This is a genomic window from Flavobacterium sp. AK-301 (genome assembly GCF_058310215.1).
Window position 1 is genome coordinate 747,896 of record NZ_JBZEES010000001.1, and the last position, 22,197, is coordinate 770,092.

A 22,197-nucleotide genomic window follows, 5' to 3' on the forward strand; every position below is an offset into this window, starting at 1 on the left:
AGTTTTCATTATTTTTTTTAGGATTATTAACTTATTATTATGACTTTTGGATCCAACTAATTCAAATGAAAATAAAAATGAAAAACAAGTTAAATGTATTCTTAGCGCTTCTATTGGCGTTATTCGTACAGGTCTCGTTCGCTCAGGAGACTACTGTCTCCGGAGTAATCTCAGACGGAAGCGGCCTTCCTCTTCCAGGAGTAAATGTTCTTGTAAAAGGAACGCCTAATGGGGTTCAAACAGATTTTGATGGAAAATATGCCATTAAAGCAAACAAAGGACAAGTTCTGGTATTTAGTTTTTTAGGAATGAAAACTGAGGAAAAAACAATTACATCTAATAAACTGGATCTTTTAATGAAAGATGACGCAGTAGAACTTGAGGGGGTTGTGGTGACTGCTTTAGGAATATCTCGTGAAAAAAAATCTCTGGGATATTCATCTCAAAAACTGGAAGCAAGTGCTGTAAACACAACTCCAACAAACAACTTTTTAAATAATCTTTCTGGAAAAGTTGCAGGTCTTGAGGTAAAATCTAACTCAAACTTTGGTGGATCAACTAATATTGTACTAAGAGGTACAAAAAGTTTAACCGGAAACAACCAAGCTTTAATCGTTGTAGATGGTGTTCCTGTTAATAACTCAAATTTAAATAGCACCTCTGCATCAACAGGAAGAACCGGTTATGATTTTGGGAACTCTGCTTCTGATATTGACCCAAATAATGTTGAATCCGTTACGGTTCTTAAAGGAGCTGCAGCCACTGCATTATATGGAAGTCAGGCGGCAAATGGTGCAATTATGATTACTACAAAAAAAGGTAAAAATAACAGCACACTAGGGATTTCTTTTAGCTCAACATCCTCTATTGGTCGATATGATAAAAAAACATTTGCTAAATATCAAAATGAATATGGACAAGGTGGCTATACTAGCCCTAATGACAGTTTCGTTACAACAGATGTAAACGGAGACGGTATTAATGACCTATTAGTTGATATGACTGCAGATGCTTCTTACGGAAATGCTTTTGATCCAAATTTAATGGTATACCAGTGGAATGCTTTTGCTCCTGGAAACCCTAACTACGGAAAAGCAACTCCATGGGTTGGTAAAAACGGACCTGCTTCTTTCTTTCAGGATTCTTTTAGCACCATAAATAACCTAAACTTAAATGGAGGTGATGATAAAAGTACCTATAGTTTCAGTTATACAAACAATAACGAAAGTGGTATTTTAGCAAACAGTAAATTAAACCGAAACATTATTAATGGTAATTTTTCCCGAAATCTGGCAGACAACCTTAAAGCAACCGCTTTTGTTACTTTCTCTGATCAAAATACGATAGGTAGAAATAGTGTTGGTTACAGTGATAACTTATTAACTGGTTTCAGACAATGGTGGCCTACTAATGTTGATATGCAAGAATTAAAACAGGAATATTTCAGAAACAAGCAAAATATGACCTGGAACATGAATGGTCCGGCAGATGGTGATTTTTCTCCTGCATACTGGAATAACCCCTACTGGGACAGATATGAAAACTATTCTTCAGATAGTCGTACCCGAGTAATTACGGGCGCAAACTTAAGCTATGATCTCAATAAAAATTTGAATTTATTAGGTCGTGTTACTATTGACAATTCCAATGACCGTCAAGAACTTCGAAAAGCAATTGGCAGCCATGCAGAAGAATTTGGTTTAAGAGCATTAGATGAAACTTCAGGATATAGTCTTTATACAAGAAGTTTCCTTCAACAAACTTATGATTTTATAGCTACTTATAGTTTTGATTTTTCTGAAAATATCAGTGGAAGAATATTAGGAGGAACTACTTTCATCAAGTCTAAAACCGATTCTTTTGAAGGCTCTACAACAGGAGGTTTAGTTACTCCCAATTTATATACATTAGCCAATTCAAATTCTTTTGTTGCTCCTATAGAAAGTGAAATTAATTATGAAAAACTTGGGGTTTACGGTCAGGCAACTTTTGATTATAAAAAAACTGTATATTTAGAAGGTTCTTTCAGACGTGACCAATCTACAGCATTACCAACTAACAATAATGCTTATAATTATTTTTCTGTAGGAACCAGCTTTATTGTTTCTGAATTTATAAAAGCAGACTGGCTTTCTATGTTAAAGTTAAGAGCAAACTATGCTGAAGTTGGAAATGACCCTGCTGCCGGTACGTTAGGCTATAAAGTTAACAATGGCCTTCTTGGTACTAATTTAATGTTTTCCAATAGTACAACTTTTGTTGACTTTGATAAGTTAAAACCTGAAAAAATGAAAAGTTGGGAGTTTGGTGCAGAAGCTGGTATGCTTCACAACAGATTAAATTTTGATATATCATTATATAAATCCAATACAGTTGATCAAATTTTCAGCGTTCCTCAATCTACTTCAACAGGATATAGTTTTTCTTTAATTAACGCTGGAGAAATTCAAAATAAAGGAATTGAGGTTTCTTTATCTGGGTCTCCTATTAAAACTTCTGACTTTGAGTGGCAAGTTGCTGTTAACTGGTCCAAAAATAAAAATGACGTAATTTCATTAAATGAAGGAAGAGAGAATCTACAATTAGCCAGTTTCCAAGGAGGTGTCTCTTTAAATGCGACGGTAGGACAACCATACGGAACTTTCAGAGGAACCGACTATGTATATGATACAAATGGTAATAAGGTTGTAGATGCGGATGGTTATTACCTTCTTGCGCAAAACAAGGTTATTGGTGATCTTCAAGCAGATTGGATTGGAGGTATTTCGAACAGATTTACCTATAAAGATATTTCATTAAGTTTCTTAATTGATGTCAAAAAAGGTGGAGATGTTTATTCTTTAGATCAGGCTTATGGTCAATATTCAGGATTATATCCTGGAACAGCAGGTTTAAATGATTTAGGCAATCCTAAAAGAAACTCAATTGCAAATGGTGGTGGTGTAATATTAGATGGTGTATATGCTGATGGCACCCCAAACACTAGTAGAATTGAAGCTAATACTGTTGGCTCTGCTTATGGTACTGAAAGTGCTCCGAATAAAGAATTTATATATGATGCTTCTTATGTTAAATTAAGAGAAGTAGCGGTATCCTATGCATTACCTGCTAAATATTTAGAAAAATCCTTTATTAAAAGCCTTACTTTTAGCTTATTAGGTAACAATTTATGGATTATACACAAAAACCTACCTTATGCAGACCCAGAAGCAGGTACTTCGTCAGGAAATATCCAAGGATATCAATCTGGAGTTATGCCTACTACTAAAGTTTATTCATTCAATATTAAAGCAAATTTTTAAGATGAAAAAGATTATATACTCAATAGCAGCTATCTCATTATTTATGACTAGCTGTGTTAATGATACAGATAATTTTAATGATGATCATGACAAATCTTATGAGGTAAGCGCTGAAACATTATTTACTAATGCACAAAAGGAACTTGCCGACCAGATGACAAGCCCCAGTCAAAATTTAAATGTTTTTAGATTTTTCTCTCAATACTGGGTTGCAACTGCATATCCTGCAGAATCAAGATTTAACTTAACTACCAGAAAAATTCCGGATAATCATTGGAATGCATTATACAGAAAGGTTTTAGGTAATTTAGAAACTTCTAAAAGCAGAGTCCTTGCTGAAGTGCAACCAGCAGGACTATCAGCAACAGTTTGGCAAAAACAACAAAAAAACAAACTTGCTATTATCGAAATTTTACAAGTATATACTTTTCAAATTTTAGTAGATTCATTTGGAGACATTCCTTATTCTGAAGCATTAAACCCTTCTATTATATTACCTAAATATGATAATGACTCTGAAATCTATCCAAAATTAATCACCAGATTAGACGCTGCCATCTCTAATTTAGATGATAGTGAAAAATCTTTCTCTACCGGGGATTTCTTATATAGTGGAAATGTAGCTAAATGGAAATTATTTGCTAACTCTTTAAAGGTAAAAATAGGAATCAATTTAGCTGATGTAAATAGTGCATTGGCAAAAACAACTATTGAAAGTGCTTATAATAATGGAGTTATATTAACTAATGATAATAATGCTTCTTTCAAATATCCAGGAAGCGCTCCTAATTATAATCCTATATATGGAAGTTTAGTAGCAAGTAACAGAAATGACTTTGTTGCATCTGAAACAATTATAAATGAAATGAATTCCTTAAATGACTCTCGCAGAACTGCTTACTTTGGAACAGTTAACGGAAATTATATTGGCGGAATTAACGGAGCGGGTAATGTTTATGCTAATTTCTCTCCTATAGGGGATTTATTAAAAAAAGCTGATTTCCCAAGTCTTTTAGCAGAAGCTAGTGAAATAAATTTCTATTTAGCAGAAGCCGCTGAAAGAGGTTATTCTGTTGGAGGTACTGCTGAAACATATTATAATAATGCTATCACAGCCTCATTTGAAACTTGGGGATTAAATTCTGATGCATCTACTTATTTAACAAACACTTCTGTGGCCTATACAAGTGCTCCTGGTACCTGGCAACAAAAAATAGGAAAACAAGCTTGGATAGCCATGTTCAACAGAGGTTTTGAGTCATGGAACTTCTGGAGAAGATTAGATTTTCCTGGTTTAGTAGCTCCTCCTAATGCCGTAGCTGCTGCTGAAGGACAAATACCAAAAAGATTAACTTATCCTATCAATGAACAAACAGTAAACAGTAATAATTTAAAGGCTGCTGCTACTGCTATTGGTGGAGATAAATTAAAAACAAAAATATTTTGGGATGTAAACTAATTTAAATATCTCACATTATATTAATTAAACCAGTTCAAATTTGAACTGGTTTTTTTATTTAAAAAAAATATTTCTATGTAATTTGTAACTTTTTAGGAACTCATTACGTATAACCATAGTATACTTAAAAACTGAGGAGATACTTACATGAGACAACTTAAAATTACCAAGCAAGTTACTAACCGTGAAACTGCTTCCCTAGACAAATACTTACAAGAGATTGGAAAAGTTGATCTTATTACTGCTGATGAAGAAGTAGAGTTAGCACAGAAGATCAAAGCTGGTGACCAGAAAGCTCTGGAAAAGTTGACAAAAGCCAACTTACGTTTTGTTGTTTCCGTAGCTAAACAATATCAAAATCAGGGATTAACTCTTCCCGATTTAATTAATGAAGGAAATTTAGGCCTGATAAAAGCCGCGCAACGTTTTGACGAAACACGTGGTTTCAAATTCATCTCTTATGCTGTTTGGTGGATTCGTCAGTCTATTTTGCAGGCTTTAGCGGAGCAGTCTCGTATTGTTCGTCTTCCTTTAAACAAAATTGGTTCGATTAATAAAATCAATAAGATGTATGCGTTATTAGAGCAATCTAATGAACGACCTCCGTCTGCTGAAGAAATTGCTAAGGAATTAGACATGACTGTAAATGATGTAAAGGAGAGTATGAAAAACTCCGGTCGTCACTTATCAATGGATGCTCCTTTAGTTGAAGGTGAAGATTCTAACTTATATGATGTTTTACGTTCTGGTGAATCACCGAATCCGGACAGAGAGCTAATACATGAATCATTACGTACAGAAATTGAACGTGCTCTGGAAACATTAACTCCTCGTGAGGCTGATGTAGTTCGTTTATACTTTGGTTTAGGTGATCAGCACCCAATGACTCTGGAAGAAATTGGAGAAACTTTTGACCTTACTCGTGAACGTGTTCGTCAGATCAAAGAAAAAGCAATCCGAAGATTAAAACATACTTCAAGAAGTAAAATACTGAAAACTTATTTAGGATAAGTTATATTCTAACAATAACAACAGTTTTAGATAACTGTTCGTTTTTTGATTGATGATTGAAACTCCGGCTGATTACCGGAGTTTTATTTTTATACTTACGTTTTGATTGTTAAATCTTTGGATTATTAGATTATTCGAAAGCATCGGTTACTTAAAAATTAGATAATATTATCATACTATTTTTTGATTATAAGATCGTTATATAGTTGTAAGATTCTAATTTTTGAACAATTTTGTTTTCTTTTCAAATCATCGAACAATCTAGTAATCGAATAATCCAAGTTCACATTTACTAAACTTAATTATTTACCTTTGCAAAAACAACACTGTAAATAATGAAAAATACACTTATTGCACCTTCAGTTCTTGCTGCTGATTTTGCTAATCTGCAACGTGATATTGAAATGATTAATACTAGTGAGGCAGACTGGTTTCATATTGATATCATGGACGGGGTCTTTGTACCCAACATCTCTTTTGGCATGCCGGTTTTAGAGGCTATTACTAAACATGCTAAAAAAACGATTGATGTTCATTTAATGATTATCGATCCTGATCGTTATATTAAAACTTTTGCTGAACTGGGGTCAGATATCTTAACTGTACACTATGAAGCCTGCAACCATCTTCACAGAACTCTACAGGCTATAAAAGCAGAAGGAATGAAAGCAGGTGTTGCAATTAACCCTCATACTAATGTTACTTTACTGGAAGATGTAATCAAAGATATTGATTTAGTATGTATAATGAGTGTAAACCCTGGTTTTGGAGGTCAATCATTTATTGAAAACACGTATAAAAAAATAAAACAATTAAAGGAGATTATTACCAAGAACGGTGCTTCAACAAAAATTGAAATAGATGGTGGTGTAACGGATAAAAATGCTCTTCAGTTAGTACAGGCGGGTGCAGATGTATTAGTTGCCGGAAGTTTTGTTTTTAAGGCTGAAAACCCTGCGTATACTATAAAAGAATTAAAAAAACTTACTTCAATATAAAACAAAAGGCTCTAACTATTTAGAGCCTTTTGTTCTTTTTTAATATTGTTCAACCAGATATTTTAAAATATCTGTAGTAGTAACAATTCCTACCAGAATATCATCTTTAACCACAGGCAATGCATGAAATTCTTTTGCTGCTAAAATCTCTGCTGTTTCTTTTACTGTTGTATCTGGATTTATGGTAACTAAATTTTTAGCCATTACCTGCTCTACAGTAAACATGTTGTAAACCATAGTATCAATTTCTCCTTCTTCTTCATCAACAGCATCTACAAAACTGATTCTTAATAGATCAGTATAACTTAAAATTCCTATTATTTTACTTCCATTCACTACAGGGATATGTCTTATTTTATGTTTTTTAAAAAGACTTTCTGCTTTTGTTAAATCATCTTTAATGTCTAATTTAACGATATTGGTTGTCATAATAGTTGACACGGGAACTCTCTGTTTCATAATAATTCATTTTTGGTTTATATAGTAAAATTGAAGCTTTTAATTATTAAAAAAGCTGATCAAAATCATTGGAAAATATTTTTTTAATTCGTAACTTATATGGTTATTTTAAAAAAAATCTAAATCGTATGTAGATAAAATCGCTTTTTACTACTGGCATAAAAAATACGGAGGTATGGAACATAGTAAATTAAAACAGCTAAAAGAACTTGAACAGAAGAATCATAAACTCAAGTTTTTTACACAAAAATATTTTAATATCATTTAGGTTTTTAAAATTAACAGAAAAATAAACTTTATTTGATTTTCAAACTTTTACATACCAATTTTCTAAAATCATTTAATACAATAAAAAACAAGAGTTATTAATAAAGAACCTGTCATAATAAACTTACTTTTGTTTTTGTATAACAATAAAAAAGGGTACCTTGTCCCAATTTATAATAAATTTTTCTGTTTTGAAAACAACGCTTACCTTTCATTGCGCTCTACTCTTTATTGCTTTCACATTAATTTCTTTTTCAGATAATTACACTATAAAAAGAGTTTCTGATAATGAATTCAGATATGAATTTTATACTACTGATAAAAAGATAAACACTGCTAAAAATAAAGTTTATTATTGGTTCAAAGGAGGACGTATTCATAAAACGCAAGGTGGTATCGCCGGAGACGTACTTAATGGTAAATTTATCAAAATGTACCTTAGCAATCAGTTGGCTGAGCAAGGTGAATTTAAAAACGGTCTTCGGGTGGGACTCTGGAAAACCTGGCATCCTAACGGTGTTCTGGCTACTACCCAAATCTGGAGCAAAGGTCTACGTTCGGGAAAATATTTTCAATATAATGAAAATGGAAACCTGATAGAAAACGGAACATTCAGTGCCGATATCAAAACTGGAAAATGGATAAACACAGAAAATAAAGACACTATTGCTTATAAAAAAGGCATTGTTGTAATAGAAAAACAACCTTTATCAAATGCTGAACAATACAAATTAAAGCAAGATTCTAAAAAATCAGAAGCTTCTAAGAAAGCACAAAAGAAATTAGAAGAAAAAAAAGATACTGAAAAACTAGCTGAGTATAAGACAATAGTAAAAGAAGAAAAAAAAGCAGCTAAAGAACATTCTAAAAAAGTAAAAGAAAAAACTTTGGCGAAAAAAGAAAGAAAAGAACAATCTCTTAATGAACCGGAACAAAGTTCAAGAATACGAACCTTCTTCAATTCTATTTTTAAAAAGAAAGACAGATCAGTAAAATAATGGTTAAAGCACACAGTTTGTTATATGCTATTTATATTTGTCTGATTGTTTCTATTCTTTGTGGAGCATTATTATATTTTGCCAGTTTATATAATCAGCTTAATTTATATTACAACCTGCGAGAAGAACTTTATATTCAAAATCAATCGGTTGTGAATTTTGCTCTAGGCAATAAAATCATCCCTACAGCAATTGAAAAAGAAGAAAATTCAAATATCAAAGGCTATTATGAAACAAAGTCTTATGGACTTCTTTCTCTCATTTTGGCTAAATCATACATCACAAATGACACGGTAACTTCTGTACATTTTGTAGGGGCATATACTCCTGATAAAACGGCTGTTTATTTAACCGATTTATCTAAACCGCTCTCTTATTCAGGGGAAGTAAAACTGGTGGGAAACAATCAGCTTCCAAGTACTTTTATTGAGAATTCTTATATAAACAATACTTTAAATAAGCTTATCACTGAAGGAAAAAATACGGTTTCCGGATCACAGTTACCTACAATAAATCCGACGTTTCAAACAATATTCCGGAAAATCCAATCTGAAAAAATGGAATTAACCGACATTGAAAAAGTAAACGATTCAATGTATTACAATTCCTTTTTTAATGAAACAAAAGAAATTCTTATAAAATCAACATTAGAAAATATTATTTTTAAAGGCAACTTTATTTTACGATCGGAAGATTCTGTCCGGATTAAAAAAAATACGGTTTTAGAAGATGTAATTTTAATAGCTCCTAAAATAACTTTTGAAGAAGGATTTAAAGGAACGGTTCAGGCTTTTGCTTCCAAGAGAATAGAACTCGAAAAAAATGTAGTTTTAAATTACCCGTCGGCTATCTGTGTTTATAATGATAGTGCAGACGAATGCGAAATAAAAATAAAGAAAGAATGTCAGATAGCCGGTGCTATTATTTTGTTTGGTAATCTCGAGGAAATGATTGATAAAAATATTATCGAAATAGAAGAAGGTGGTTTACTAATCGGTGATTTGTACTGTTCTGGAAAACTTATGCTTAAAAGCAATGTTTACGGTTCGGTTTATACTAATCGGTTTTTTCTGAAAACGGGTTCTTCTTCGTATGACAATATGATCAGTGGAATTGAAATTAATGCTGTAAAACGTCCTGAATATTTTATTTCTATCCCTTTATTTGATACTCAAAAAACAACTTATGGCATTATCAAAAAGGTATTTTAATATTCAGGCTAATTCTATTTTAGAATCGGTTATCGCTTTAACGATTATTTCGATATGCCTGTATTTTTCTGTTATGATTTTTGCAAGTGTCTACACTCCTAAAACATCAATACAATTTTATAATACTCAAAACAAAGCAAATGAATTCTTTTTTATAGAAGAAATAAAAAATGATTCATTATACAAGGAAAATGAAAATTTCAGTATAGAAGAAGAAAGAATAAACGATAACCTGAAAAAGATCTTAATAACGTATAAAGACACTGCTTCTTTTACATTTAAAAAAAGTTTTTATGTACAAAGTGATTCTCAATAACCGGAAATCTGTCCCTGCCTTTTCTATTATTGAGGCTATTGTAAGCATGGCTGTAACTGCTATTATAATAGGGATACTGTTTGTTATTTTTTCGTTTATTACAGGGCAAACGTTGGATTATAAAAATCAAAATCAATTTGTTAATGATGTGAACCGACTGACGTATAGTCTGAATAAAGATATTTTTGAAAAAGAAAAAATGATAGTTTCAAAGAATGAAATTTATTTTATCGGATATACAGGTTCAAAAACCACTTATCGGTTTTCAGATGAATCTATTCTAAGAAATAGTGAACTATTTACTGATACTTTCCGTATTAAAGTAAATAATATGATTATAGATACGATAAGAAGTAAATCAGAACAATCTGTTTTTCAAAAAATAAAACTAAGCATAGAATCTAATGATGCAATGTCGGATTTTCGATTTTATAAAAGAATCTATCCTAATGAATTATTACAAATCATAAAGAAAAAATGAGTTTTGATCTAACTACATATAAAACTACTACATCTGATAAAAAGGATTTTAATATAAAACCAGGTTCTTTTTCGTTTTCTAAAAAACTTTCTGATAAAAAAAAGGAGGTTTTTTATAGAGAGCTGGGAATGCTTTTAAAATCGGGAGTAGATTTTAAAAAAGCACTGGAAATACTGAGCAATCAATCGAGTAATAAATTTGAAAAGGAAATTATTTTTCAGATAAAAGAAAAAGTGGTTGAAGGAAAAAGTATTTATGAATCTATGCGGGAAAGCAATCAGTTTTCAGCATACGAATATTACAGTATTCAAATTGGTGAAGAAACCAGAAAACTGGAAGAAGTTTTAGGGGAGCTTCAAAAATATTTCAATCAGAAAATCCAAATGAAAAGACAAATTATTTCGGTAATGACCTACCCTTCTATCGTCATGTTGGTTACGATTCTGGTTCTTTATTTTATGCTGAATAAAGTGGTTCCAATGTTTAGTTCCGTCTTCAGACAATTTGGAAGTGAATTGCCTAAAAGCACTCAGGTTATTATCAAAATATCGAACCATTCGGGAATAATTTTCTCAGTTATAATTGGTATTGTGATAAGTATGACTATTCTTCATATGGTTTTAAAAGAAAAATATCGTTACAGATCATTTACTTCGCATATGATTTTAAAAATACCATATTTTGGAAACCTGGTACGTAAGATTTATATCTCTCGTTTTTGTCAGGCTATGAATTTACTGATCACTTCTAAGACTGCATTAATTAACTCACTGACATTAACGGCAAAAATGATTCGTTTTTATCCGATTGAAGTTGCTATTCATCAGATAAAGGAAGACATTACAAGAGGAGCTTCCCTGAATGAAAGTTTAAAAAAACACGCCGTATTTGAAAATAAAATGATTTCTATGGTTCAGGTAGCTGAGCAGATCAATCAGCTTGAAACTATGTTCGAACGGCTAACGGAACAATATAATGAAGAAATAAATCATCAGACCAAAATGATTGGTGTTGTTTTAGAACCCTTAATTATTATCGTAATCGGAGCAATTGTGGGAGTAATTATGATCTCTATGTATGCTCCAATGTTTGATTTGAGTAAAATTATAAATTAAATAGTACTTTTTTAAATTCAATTTGTATGTTTGCAAATCATTTTATTAACTTATTTTAACAAATAAAATACCACAAGATGAAATCTAAAATAAAAAAAATCATATTTAACAAAAAACTAACTGTTAAAGCCTATTCGTTAACGGAGATTTTAATTGTGTTGTGTATCATCGGTATATTATTACTTATGGTTTTACCAAATCAGACCTCGGTAATTGGTCAGGCAAAAGCTATTGAAGCTCAGGCTATGCTCAATCAGGTTTACGGACTAGAGAAAAGTTACTTTTACAGACATTCAAAATATTCTAATAGTTTAGAAGAAATTGGTTTTGAACAGGAAAAAACGGTTGATGAAGGAGGACAGGCGGTTTATAAGATTGAAATACTTGAAGCTTCTAATAATCATTTTTTAGCCAGAGCAACAGCAACATCTGACTTAGATGGTGATGGAAATTTCAATACCTGGGAAATTGACAGTAAAAAAATATTAACTGAGGTAATAAAGGAATAAATTGAAAACAGCTTTTATCATCTTGTTATTTAGTTTGGCAATCGTTTTTATTCAGGACTGGAAACACCGAAAAATGCATCTTGTTTTACCGATAGTGATTTTCTCTGCTTCCTTCTTTATGATTCCGGTTAAAAGTCCCGGTCTATTAAAAATTACACTTTTTAATTCCGGTTTTTTTTTAATTATACTGAGTATCTTAATTATTTACATGAGTTTCAGATCGAAAAGATTTCTAAATCCCTTTCAGCATTATTTCGGATTGGGTGATTTACTGTTTTATATTTCAATTACTCCTTTGTTTTTGCTACAAAACTATATTTTGTTTTTTGTGCTTTCTCTGTTGTTTGCTATTGGTTTACAACTTAGTCTGAAAAAATTTCTTAAAGTAGAAACCGTTCCTTTAGCCGGGTTTTCAGCTTTATTTTTATGTCTTACTCTTTTGAAAGACTATTTTTTACCCTTTCAGAAAATTACACTATTATAATGACACCGGATATCATAATTCTTCCCGAAATTCAACATATTGTATCTAATGATCTTGCTAATCAGTATCGGATATTACCTAAACTGATGTCTGAAAATACATTGGAATTATATGTTGATGATTCGAATAATAACGAAAACAACAAAGAAGAATTAGAGCTTTTTCTGGGAAAAAATATTGTTTTTCATTCTGTAAATGCAATAGAAATTGAGAAAGCATTATCTATCTATTATCGAAAAGAAAGGTCTTCTAACTCAAACCAGTCTTTAAATGTAGATAAGGGTGATTTTCTCGAAAATTTATTGACTGAAGCAAAATCTTTAAAATGCAGTGATATTCATTTTGAGGTTTATGAAGATTCATCTCGTATTCGTTTCAGAATTGATGGTCAGCTGATCGAACGGTATAAAATAGAACATGATAACTATCTCGAATTAGTCAATAAAGTCAAGATCAAAGCTAAATTAAATATTACTGAAAAAAGACTACCGCAGGACGGAAGGATTACCAACGAAACATTTGATATAAGGGTCTCTATTTTACCTACTTTATTTGGAGAGAAAATAGTAATGCGCCTTTTAGGTCAGGATGCATCAAATATTGATTTAAATACACTGGGACTTCAAAAAGAAGAACTGGAAAACTATCTTGAAGCGGTAAAAAAACCTAACGGAATCATATTAATAAGCGGACCGACAGGATCCGGGAAAACTACCACACTTTATGCAACATTACGATTACTAAATGATAGTAGAAGAAATATTGTAACGGTTGAAGATCCTATTGAGTACACTTTAAAAGGCATTAATCAAGTGCAGTTGAAAGAAGATATAGGATTAACTTTTTCTTCTGCATTAAAATCTTTTTTACGTCAGGATCCTGATGTCATCATGTTAGGAGAAATTCGTGATTCTGAAACTGCTTTAATGGCTATTCGTTCCTCATTGACGGGACATTTGGTTTTATCAACTATACATACCAATTCTGCAATAGGGACCATTTCAAGACTGATTGATATGGGGATCCCATCTTATTTAATTGCCGAAACTTTAAATTTATCTGTAGCGCAACGCCTAGTTCGAAAGCTTTGTAATCATTGCAAAAAAGAAACGACCTGTAATCCCAAAGATTTTCCATTAAATTATAAATTCCCTCATATCATTTCTTCTTATTACAAACCTGTAGGCTGCAATGAATGTTTTCATACCGGTTATAAAGGAAGAACTGCCATTTATGAACTATTAACTATTAATGCTGTCATTACAGAAGCGATTAAAAACAATACTATTACAAAATTATTTAGTGATTCTGAAAATTACAAATCACTGTCTGAAAAAGCTTTTGAAATCTTAGCCACCGGAGAAACATCTCTGGAAGAAATATACCCAATTTTAATAAACATATAAATATAATGCTTAAACAGGTTGTTTACCTACTGGCTGCACTATTTTTCACAAATGGTAGTGTAGCGCAACAAAATATTAGTGAACTAAGTAGAAAATTTGACGAATTATCAATAACGAAAAAAGGATTAAATGAGGTTATTAAAACTGATGTTTCAGGATTAACTTTACATGATTTTATTGCATCTATAGCCGAAGAGCATCAGCTAAATACTGATGTTGATATGGATCTGAATCAAGCTGTAAACAATACCTTTTTTGACGTAACGGTGAAAGATGTCTTTATACATCTTACTCAAAAATATGATTTAGAGGTTACTTTTATGAACAATATCATTATTTTCAAAAAAAGAAAAACAATGCCTGTTGTCGAAAAAAAACAGCCTAAAATTATAGATGTCAGTTACAATCCTCAGAATGATTTTTTATCTGTTCGATTAGAGAATGATTCTTTGTCTGCTGTTGCAAAGGCAATTACAGATAAAACAAATAAAAATATAATACTGGCACAGGGTGTAAAAGACTATAGGGTTTCTTCTTATATTTTAAACCGTCCGTTTGAGCAAGTTATCGAAATGATGGCAAAATCAAATGATTTATTAGTCACTAAAGATGAAAACGATTTTTATTATATAGAAAAAAATGAAACTGTAAATATAAATACTGCTACAAGAAGTGTCCAAAAACCAAAACAGCCTAAGGCAAGTATCGGGGTTCCGGGATTTTACGAGGTCAACATCAATAAAAATGGATTTTTACAGGTAAATGCTTATATCGCAGATGCTTCTGATCTACTGACAGAAGCTGCCGAAAAACTACGTATCAATTATTTCTTATACAATAAACCTGAAAATGAAAAAACAACACTCTCTGTAGATAATATCACTTTTGACGAGTTGCTGGAACATATTTTTAAAGGAAAAAAATATACTTATAAAAAACATGGTAATTTTTATTTAATTGGTGAAGAAGCTACGGAAGGATTAAGAATAACTGAAATGATTCAGTTAGAAAACCGATCTATCGAAGCGGTTATCAATACACTGCCAAAGGTATTCTCTGAAAAATTAGAAATAAAAGAATTTACTGAATTAAACGGATTAATTGTTTCGGGGGCAAGAACTATTCTGGAAGAGTTAAAAGTGTATATGAAACAGATTGATAAAGTCGTTCCAATGGTACAGATCGAGGTAATTATTGTACAGTATAATAAATCGTATGATATTCAGACCGGAATGAAAGCAGGCTTAGACAAAACAAAGGCTGCGCAGACTGGCGGGGTATTATTTCCTAATTCTGATGTAACCTTAAACGGATCATCGGTAAACAGTCTGATCGATGCTTTTAACGGTTTTGGACTATTTAAATTAGGAAAGGTGACTGAAGCTTTTTACCTCAACTTAAAACTGCTTGAAAATAATTCTATTTTAAAAATAGAATCAACACCTAAAATAGCTACGATAAGCGGACATGAAGCAAAATTATCTATTGGTGAAACTAGTTATTATTTTGAGCAAAACAACCGACTTATAAATAATTCCATTGGAAATGATATCTTAAACTCCGGAACCTGGAAATCAACAGACGCTAATCTGAGTGTCGCCATAAAACCTTATGTTTCTACTGATGAAAATGTAACGCTCACAATTGCCGTCGAAAAAAGCTCCTTCTTAGCCAGAGTCGGAGAAGATGCGCCTCCGGGAAAAGCTACTCAAAAATTCGAGTCATTGGTAAGAGTGAAAAACGGAGAAATGATCTTATTAGGAGGATTGGATGAATTAAAAAAAGAAAATTCCGGTACTGGTACACCTTTACTATCCAGAATCCCTGTTATAAAATGGTTTTTCAGCAGTAGGAAAAAAGGGAAAAGTGATTCTAAGCTTCATATCTTTATTAAACCAACGGTGATTTACTAATGTTAGCGATACTATCTAAGTTTATAAAAATAAACGACTTAAATGTTGTTGGAATAATCAGAAATGAAGATTCTGAAACCTATAACTTGCTTACAGTACAAAAAAAGGCAAATAAAATTAGTATAGTTTCTCAACACACTTTTGAAACTTTTGAAGAATTAATAAAAATAGCAGGTCAGAAAAAACCTATTTTACTGGTAATAGAAGGAAAAGGAGTTCTGAATAAAGAGATTAATTATACTAATGAAGCAGATGTAAACTGGCAAAAAAATATCGATTTCAATACCATTTATTACACGGACTTAAAAGGACTGTGTTCAAATTTTATCAGTTTCTGTAGAAAAAAAAGTGTTGAAGAAACCATTACAAAATTTCAGAAAAATGGCTTTCAGATTCTGGATATTTATATCGGTTCTTTTTTAGCTGCTTTATTAAATACTATTCTGAAAAAAGAAAGCCTGGTTTCTGCTGATCTACAACTAGAATTTGAAAAAGAAAAACTAACCCGTTTTACGAAACAAAATACACCGACAACAACAGAAACCTACGAAATTGGGGATGAAACCATTTCGAATACGTTTTTGCCTTTGTATGGTGCTATTATTCATTTTTTTGTTCAGCCAAAGGAGGTCTCAAAAACTATTAATACGGCTTTAAACAATGATGAGTTAATTTATAAAAAAGCTTTTAACTTTTTAGGAATAACTATTCTGATCGGTTTTCTGACCTCTTTACTGATAAGCTATCTTATGATACAATATTACAGAACCAAAAATGAGGAACTGAATCTTCAGACGGTATATTCAAATCAATCCTATCAATTCATACTGGACTTAGAAAAACAAAAAGAAAAAAAGCTTGGGATTTTAAAAGAATCAGGCGGTTTATCCTCCAAATTTCTTACTTATTACGGATATGAAATTATTAAAACAATACCGTCAGAAATTTCTCTAAATGAATTAAATATCATTCCGGTAAAAAAAGAATACAAAGAAAATAAAAAAGTCTTTTTTGAAAATAAAATTATCCTGATAAAAGGGGAAACTTTTGAAGAATCTTCATTTAACGGATGGCTGGAAGATTTAAAAAAGATCACCTGGCTGCAACGCTTCGAAATCATAAGCTTAAAAAAAGACAAAAACAACAAATCGATATTTGAAATAAAAATCACTCTTAAAAATGTTTGAAAAATACTCGTATAAACAAAAAATATATGCTTTAGCGGTACTCTTTTTCCTGTTATCAATTACAGCTTACAAAAGATCATTTCATACTTTATTTGAAGTAATCGCAGAATATAAAACGCTATCGGAGAAAGCAAATGCTATCAGCAAAAAAACGAAAAATATCGATGACCTGATCAGAGATGTTGCCTATTTAGATAAAATCATCGGTAAGGAGGGAATAACAAAAGAAATGGTACAACAGGGAATTGTAAGCTTTGCCGCTGAAAACGCACCTGAAGTTTCAATTAATGATTTACAGCCCATACACTATTTTTCTGAAGATAATTATCATATTGTTACCAACCAGTTAGACGTAACGGGAAACAGTAATCAGTTGCTGAAATTAGCTTATGATTTTGAGAAAAAATTTAATCTCTCAAGAATGATAAGTATGAATTTTTACACCTCAAAAAAAAATAACAAATCTGAAGTTTTACATTTAAAAATGATCTTTCAAAACTATGAAAACAATAAATAAAATAATACTGATTGCCTCAGCAATCCTAAGTTATTCCTGTGAGGATATCTTTGAAGAGAACATCAGCAATGATACCGTACAGAGTATTTCACCGGCAAAAGAGTCTAAAATAGAAAGTAATGTTGTGAATTTCATATGGAATAGCATTAAAGGAGCAGATAAATACCGTATTCAGATATTTGAATCAGAACAGATACTAGTGCTTGATTCATTAACGACTAAAACCAATATAACATTACCTTTAAAAGCTGGTAATTATCTTTGGAGAGTTCGGGGGGAAAATTATGCTTATGAATCAATCTATTCCTTCCCTACTTCTTTCTCTACAACAATTCCCAATGATCTTACCAATCAACAAGTGATTTTATCAAGTCCTGAAAACGATGTGTTTCTAAACTTTACTGCTATTACCTTAAACTGGGAATCTATGGATAATGCAACCGATTATACCATTAAAATAATTAACACCTTAACAGGTCAGAATATCTACAGTAACGATACTTTAACAGATACGTCGGTAACACTTACTATTCCCGACCTAGCTGACGGAAATTATCAGTGGAGATTAAAAGCTAAAAATGCGGATACAGAAACGAAACAGTACTCTGCACGAAAATTCAGCATTGATACCACCATTCCTAATCAGCCTGAAAATGTAAGTCCCGCTGATAAATCTACCCAGACCGCTGATTCAGATATCGGCTTTACCTGGAGTATTGCAGCAGATACAGGAATTATACAGTCTCCTATATCTTACATAGTAGAGTTTTCAAATAGTGCCGATTTCAGCTCAATTATTCGGACTCAGAATAGTGCTTCAACAACTCTTCAGCAAACTTTTTCAACAACCGGAATATATTACTGGAGAGTAAGCGCTATTGATAAAGCCGGAAATATTGGCAATAATAGTACCGGCTTCAAGTTTACTGTAAATTAAATATGACTAAAAAGAAAATAAATATAATTTTAATTCTGATCGTTTCAGGACTTTGGGGAACTATAGTTTACAGGTACTTTACTCCTTATTTTGCTAATAATGAAACTGTTTCTGAAAAACAGAACCGAAATAATGATTTTGTTATTTATCAAACAGATAAAGATACTTTCGAATTAAAAAAAACAGATCGGGATCCTTTTCTCAATAAACAATTTCAGAGAACTGTTACTATTCCTAAAAAACAGATTTCAGATTATTCAAATTCCACTCCTGTAATTCCAAAAGCCAAACCGGATCTAAACTGGCCTGAACTTTCCTATTATGGGTATATCCGGTCTAAAAATCAGGAACTAGTATTATTGAAAATGAATTCAAAGCTATATAGATTAAAACTTAATATTCCTGTAAATGGTCTTATGATTAAAAAAATCTATAAAGACTCTGTTGCTGTTTTCTTTAATTCGGAAACCAAAATAATTCGATTAAAACTGAAACATAATCAATAAAATATTTCAATGGTATAACAAAAACGCCTCATTATTAACGGGATGTTTTTTTATATCTCGTCCTAAAAAAAGTTTACATATTTTATACTTAATCCTAAAATAGGTTTACATAATTTTTAGTCCTGTTATTGGTTTACAATAATAGGACTTTTTACATAATGATTCTTCCATAACTTTTCTGTTTTTATATTATTTTGATGTACTTCATTTGGAGTAAGATTACCTAAACTCATATGAGGTCTTTCATTATTGTATAATTGAACAACAGCCTTCAATAATTCTTTTGCTTCTTCTAAGTTATCTACCTGATAATCATTTAAATATTCTTTCTTTATTATACCATTTACTCTTTCTGCAATAGCATTTTCTAGAGGATCTCCATTTTCTGTCATACTTATCTCTATGTTATTGTTTTCAAGTAGTTTTACATATTCATTACTGCAATACTGTATTCCTCTATCTGAATGATGCATTAATTCTATGTTATTTTTTGCTTTTGTAATAGTTAATATCGCCATCTGTAAGGCTTGAATCGTTTCAGAAGTTTGCAAACTATCTCCTAAATGATAGCCAACTATTTTTCTAGAATAGGCATCGGTAATAAAGCTAATATATAGAAAACTATTTTTAATTCTCCAGTAAGTAATATCACTTACCCACAATTGATTCGGAGAATTAGAAACAAAATTTCTAATAAGATTTGGGTATTTCCTGAATCTATGGAATGAATTGGTAGTTATAGTTTGTTTTTTTCTACACCTAACTAAAAGATTATTAGCAGATAAAATATCATATAGCCGATCTCTACCCATTTTTATTTGATGTTCTAATAAGAAGGGATGTAAAAGTTTATATAACTTTCTTACTCCCATATGGCGGTGGTTCTTTCTGATTCTTACTACTTCAGAAATAATTAATTCACCTTCAAAAGCAAATTGCTCCTGCTTGCAAAAATGTTGGTAATAAGATTGTCTGGTAACTCCAAATAATCGGCAAAATCTGCCTAAACTAACTTTGGGATAATTATGTTTCATCTCTTGAATTACTTGGTATTTAACTTTTTTACAATCTTAATTTTAAATTCCCGTTCAGCTATCTCAATCATTTTACGATAAGCCTCGACTAAAAGAAGAGCTTCTTCAGGTTCTTTTTTTAAATGTAAAGAAGATTTCTCTTCCTTATATAACAATTTGTCAACTTGTTTTTTCATAAGTGGTAAAGATACTATACCGGACTTTTTATTATCATAACCTCTTTCCATCAACCAATAAGTTAGTCGTGATTTCCCAATATTATATTCTATTTTTTGTTTTGTTTTGTTGCAGAGCTTCTTAAAAATTCTTCACTATACTATACTGATCATGTCACTTTGATAATGACTTTTTAGAAAACCTTTCCATTTTGTTACACTTTTGTGTAAACCTATTTCAGGACAAGACAGTGTGGGTATGGCGGATTTTTTTAATGAAGAAAACCTATTTAAGGATATAGATTCTTTAAATAAATCCATTATAGAAAAAGTTCAATTAATGGAGCAATTGGAAGATAAACAAAAAGAAGCAATATTTAATATTATTGATATGGCGGTATATAATGCCAAGCTTAAGAAAACCTTATCCAATGCTTTGGCGCTAGAATAACACCAATCATAAACAAAATTAAATCTTTACTGTATATAAAACTAAAGAGCCCGCTAAATTTAGCGGGCTCTTTGCGTATTTATAATCTTTGTTTGTAGCTCTTCGCTACGGGCATAGATTGCATTTCCGTGCTATCTTAACGCTACATATCCGAGCGATCGGATTCTAATTCTTATCCAAACATCAAACTTTTGTACCATTTATTAATAGAATAACCACATTTTATAAAGAAAAACAATTCTATTACTTGTAAAAAAAACACTAACAATATAAGATTTAAGATGTTTTTCTTCCAAAAAAATCCCCAAGCCAATATAAAAATTACTTGAATAATTCCAATAATTACATTTAAAACTATTATAGCTATGTCTCCTCCAGATTTTGCAAGATTAGCATATAAAACATATAGGAAAACTATAACAGAAAACATTAAATTAATTAGAATAGCTTTGTTATTACTCTTCACTTTCTTTTGAATTTCTTTGTTGTTCATCTCTTTCAATCATTTCTTTTATTATATCTAACATTTGTCTTTGAGCATAATAATCATTATGATAACTGTGTCCTCCAGAAATCTTGCTCCAATTAAAAACATTGTCTTTAACATTAATTTCAAAGGAATATGAGAAAGGATCAATTCTAGCACCTAATGGACCTATATTTGTTCGATTATATTTTTGTTCTTTTGCTGGGTTTAGACTAAGCTCTGATGCACCTATCCACTGTATAAGATCTCCTTTACTATAAAAGTTTATATTAACTCCACTTCCTGTCCTTTTTTGTTGAAAATCTTTTCTTTGTGGGGTTGCAATATTGATCAAATCAACTGTCCATCCGTTATCTTCCAAAATATTTTTTGCCACCTTATTTACATTACCTCCGTGACTATGTCCAACTAATGTTGCCTGTTTACTTTCTCTATATAGATTTTTCTCTGAAAGTAATCCATAAGCAAGTTCTTCCCCTGCTTTTATCCTTTCTGCAGCACTATTCCCTCCAGACCATGCAAATTCAAATGTAGCCTCCTCACTCCATCCTGCTGCTCTTGCTATACGTTGAGAAAAAACTCGTCCCCATGTACTATTTCCTTTATAATCTGCTTTATCTAAAGAAAATAAAGGCTTATCATCTCTTTGGGCAAAGGTACCATGAACCAACACAACCTCTAATCCTTCTAACTCAATACCATCAATAACTCTATTCTCACTAAAAGCATAAGGACTATTCCAAGAAAACTCTTTTTGAAGTGGATCAATTGTAAAGAATCTACCAATTCTCGGATCATGCATTCTAAAAGTATAATTTAAAGAGTTTCCTTCGCCTTTAATTTCATTGTCTTTCTCTTGTCCCTGGAATCCATAACGATATTCATTACTAGAGGCATGACGATTCGGAACTAACATACCAAAGGGAGAATAACTTCCACCCATATTTAGCGACTTTCAGCACTTTTTGTACATAACACCCTACAAAACTAATCG

23 protein-coding genes are annotated in these 22,197 nt (G+C 31.4%); 18 read left to right on the forward strand and 5 right to left on the reverse strand.

Annotation, left to right across the window (positions count from 1 at the left end; all coding sequences use genetic code 11):
- Positions 1 to 77: 77 nt before the first annotated feature.
- The 4 genes from AC4FQX_RS03515 to rpe all read left to right on the forward strand — a co-directional run bounded on the left by AC4FQX_RS03515 (position 78) and on the right by rpe (position 6,770).
- Positions 78 to 3,302: a SusC/RagA family TonB-linked outer membrane protein gene (locus tag AC4FQX_RS03515; RefSeq protein ID WP_491166275.1), complete on the forward strand. Its 3,225-nt coding sequence runs from the start codon at positions 78 to 80 to the stop codon at positions 3,300 to 3,302.
- 1 nt (position 3,303) lies between these two features.
- On the forward strand, positions 3,304 to 4,761 hold the full coding sequence (locus tag AC4FQX_RS03520) for a SusD/RagB family nutrient-binding outer membrane lipoprotein (protein WP_491166276.1): 1,458 nt from the start codon (positions 3,304 to 3,306) through the stop codon (positions 4,759 to 4,761).
- Positions 4,762 to 4,908: 147 nt separating this feature from the next.
- Complete coding sequence (locus AC4FQX_RS03525; protein WP_108735574.1) at positions 4,909 to 5,772, forward strand: sigma-70 family RNA polymerase sigma factor; 864 nt, start codon at positions 4,909 to 4,911, stop codon at positions 5,770 to 5,772.
- A 335-nt stretch (positions 5,773 to 6,107) separates the two neighbouring features.
- Positions 6,108 to 6,770, forward strand: a complete 663-nt coding sequence (rpe, locus tag AC4FQX_RS03530) for a ribulose-phosphate 3-epimerase (RefSeq protein WP_491166277.1) — start codon at positions 6,108 to 6,110, stop codon at positions 6,768 to 6,770.
- A 39-nt stretch (positions 6,771 to 6,809) separates the two neighbouring features.
- Here rpe and AC4FQX_RS03535 read toward each other — a convergent pair whose 3' ends face one another.
- A complete protein-coding gene (locus AC4FQX_RS03535; protein ID WP_491166278.1) occupies positions 6,810 to 7,229 on the reverse strand; it encodes a CBS domain-containing protein in 420 nt (139 codons plus the stop codon).
- Positions 7,230 to 7,687: 458 nt separating this feature from the next.
- Between AC4FQX_RS03535 and AC4FQX_RS03540 the strand changes: the two genes are divergently transcribed.
- From AC4FQX_RS03540 to AC4FQX_RS03600, 13 genes are all read left to right on the forward strand, one after another.
- The gene (locus AC4FQX_RS03540) at positions 7,688 to 8,494 is read left to right on the forward strand and encodes a hypothetical protein (protein ID WP_491166279.1); all 807 of its coding nucleotides are present in this window, start codon (positions 7,688 to 7,690) and stop codon (positions 8,492 to 8,494) included.
- Positions 8,494 to 9,705 carry a hypothetical protein gene (locus AC4FQX_RS03545; protein WP_491166280.1) on the forward strand — a complete coding sequence of 404 codons (1,212 nt, stop codon included), beginning with the start codon at positions 8,494 to 8,496 and terminating at the stop codon, positions 9,703 to 9,705. The genes AC4FQX_RS03540 and AC4FQX_RS03545 overlap by 1 nt, the downstream gene beginning before the upstream one ends.
- A complete protein-coding gene (locus tag AC4FQX_RS03550; protein WP_491166281.1) occupies positions 9,680 to 10,021 on the forward strand; it encodes a hypothetical protein in 342 nt (113 codons plus the stop codon). Before AC4FQX_RS03545 ends, AC4FQX_RS03550 begins: the two co-directional genes overlap by 26 nt.
- A complete protein-coding gene (locus AC4FQX_RS03555) occupies positions 9,999 to 10,502 on the forward strand; it encodes a PulJ/GspJ family protein (protein ID WP_491166282.1) in 504 nt (167 codons plus the stop codon). The genes AC4FQX_RS03550 and AC4FQX_RS03555 overlap by 23 nt, the downstream gene beginning before the upstream one ends.
- Positions 10,499 to 11,617, forward strand: a complete 1,119-nt coding sequence (locus AC4FQX_RS03560) for a type II secretion system F family protein (protein WP_491166283.1) — start codon at positions 10,499 to 10,501, stop codon at positions 11,615 to 11,617. The genes AC4FQX_RS03555 and AC4FQX_RS03560 overlap by 4 nt, the downstream gene beginning before the upstream one ends.
- A 77-nt stretch (positions 11,618 to 11,694) precedes the next feature.
- Positions 11,695 to 12,126, forward strand: a complete 432-nt coding sequence (locus tag AC4FQX_RS03565; RefSeq protein WP_491166284.1) for a type IV pilin protein — start codon at positions 11,695 to 11,697, stop codon at positions 12,124 to 12,126.
- Between the two features lies 1 nt (position 12,127).
- Complete coding sequence (locus tag AC4FQX_RS03570; protein WP_491166285.1) at positions 12,128 to 12,610, forward strand: hypothetical protein; 483 nt, start codon at positions 12,128 to 12,130, stop codon at positions 12,608 to 12,610.
- Positions 12,553 to 14,016, forward strand: a complete 1,464-nt coding sequence (locus tag AC4FQX_RS03575; RefSeq protein ID WP_491166286.1) for a GspE/PulE family protein — start codon at positions 12,553 to 12,555, stop codon at positions 14,014 to 14,016. Before AC4FQX_RS03570 ends, AC4FQX_RS03575 begins: the two co-directional genes overlap by 58 nt.
- A 5-nt stretch (positions 14,017 to 14,021) precedes the next feature.
- A complete protein-coding gene (locus tag AC4FQX_RS03580) occupies positions 14,022 to 15,929 on the forward strand; it encodes a type II secretion system protein GspD (protein WP_491166287.1) in 1,908 nt (635 codons plus the stop codon).
- Entirely contained in the window at positions 15,929 to 17,116 is a 1,188-nt protein-coding gene (locus tag AC4FQX_RS03585; RefSeq protein WP_491166288.1) for a hypothetical protein, read from the forward strand. The genes AC4FQX_RS03580 and AC4FQX_RS03585 overlap by 1 nt, the downstream gene beginning before the upstream one ends.
- On the forward strand, positions 17,109 to 17,633 hold the full coding sequence (locus AC4FQX_RS03590) for a hypothetical protein (RefSeq protein WP_491166289.1): 525 nt from the start codon (positions 17,109 to 17,111) through the stop codon (positions 17,631 to 17,633). The genes AC4FQX_RS03585 and AC4FQX_RS03590 overlap by 8 nt, the downstream gene beginning before the upstream one ends.
- The gene (locus tag AC4FQX_RS03595; protein WP_491166290.1) at positions 17,617 to 18,570 is read left to right on the forward strand and encodes a hypothetical protein; all 954 of its coding nucleotides are present in this window, start codon (positions 17,617 to 17,619) and stop codon (positions 18,568 to 18,570) included. Before AC4FQX_RS03590 ends, AC4FQX_RS03595 begins: the two co-directional genes overlap by 17 nt.
- A 2-nt stretch (positions 18,571 to 18,572) precedes the next feature.
- Positions 18,573 to 19,076, forward strand: a complete 504-nt coding sequence (locus AC4FQX_RS03600) for a hypothetical protein (protein WP_491166291.1) — start codon at positions 18,573 to 18,575, stop codon at positions 19,074 to 19,076.
- A gap of 125 nt (positions 19,077 to 19,201) precedes the next feature.
- Here AC4FQX_RS03600 and AC4FQX_RS03605 read toward each other — a convergent pair whose 3' ends face one another.
- Positions 19,202 to 20,110: an IS3 family transposase gene (locus tag AC4FQX_RS03605; RefSeq protein ID WP_491166292.1), complete on the reverse strand. Its 909-nt coding sequence runs from the start codon at positions 20,108 to 20,110 to the stop codon at positions 19,202 to 19,204.
- Between the two features lie 8 nt (positions 20,111 to 20,118).
- Complete coding sequence (locus AC4FQX_RS03610; RefSeq protein WP_491166293.1) at positions 20,119 to 20,337, reverse strand: hypothetical protein; 219 nt, start codon at positions 20,335 to 20,337, stop codon at positions 20,119 to 20,121.
- Between the two features lie 187 nt (positions 20,338 to 20,524).
- Here AC4FQX_RS03610 and AC4FQX_RS03615 point away from each other — a divergent pair, with 187 nt between their 5' ends.
- The gene (locus AC4FQX_RS03615) at positions 20,525 to 20,716 is read left to right on the forward strand and encodes a hypothetical protein (RefSeq protein WP_491166294.1); all 192 of its coding nucleotides are present in this window, start codon (positions 20,525 to 20,527) and stop codon (positions 20,714 to 20,716) included.
- A gap of 172 nt (positions 20,717 to 20,888) precedes the next feature.
- Here the strand turns inward: AC4FQX_RS03615 and AC4FQX_RS03620 are convergent, their stop codons facing one another.
- Together AC4FQX_RS03620 and AC4FQX_RS03625 are read right to left on the reverse strand one after the other, a co-directional pair.
- Positions 20,889 to 21,209, reverse strand: a complete 321-nt coding sequence (locus AC4FQX_RS03620; protein ID WP_491166295.1) for a hypothetical protein — start codon at positions 21,207 to 21,209, stop codon at positions 20,889 to 20,891.
- Complete coding sequence (locus AC4FQX_RS03625; RefSeq protein WP_491166296.1) at positions 21,172 to 22,146, reverse strand: RHS repeat domain-containing protein; 975 nt, start codon at positions 22,144 to 22,146, stop codon at positions 21,172 to 21,174. The genes AC4FQX_RS03620 and AC4FQX_RS03625 overlap by 38 nt, the downstream gene beginning before the upstream one ends.
- Positions 22,147 to 22,197 lie beyond the last annotated feature (51 nt).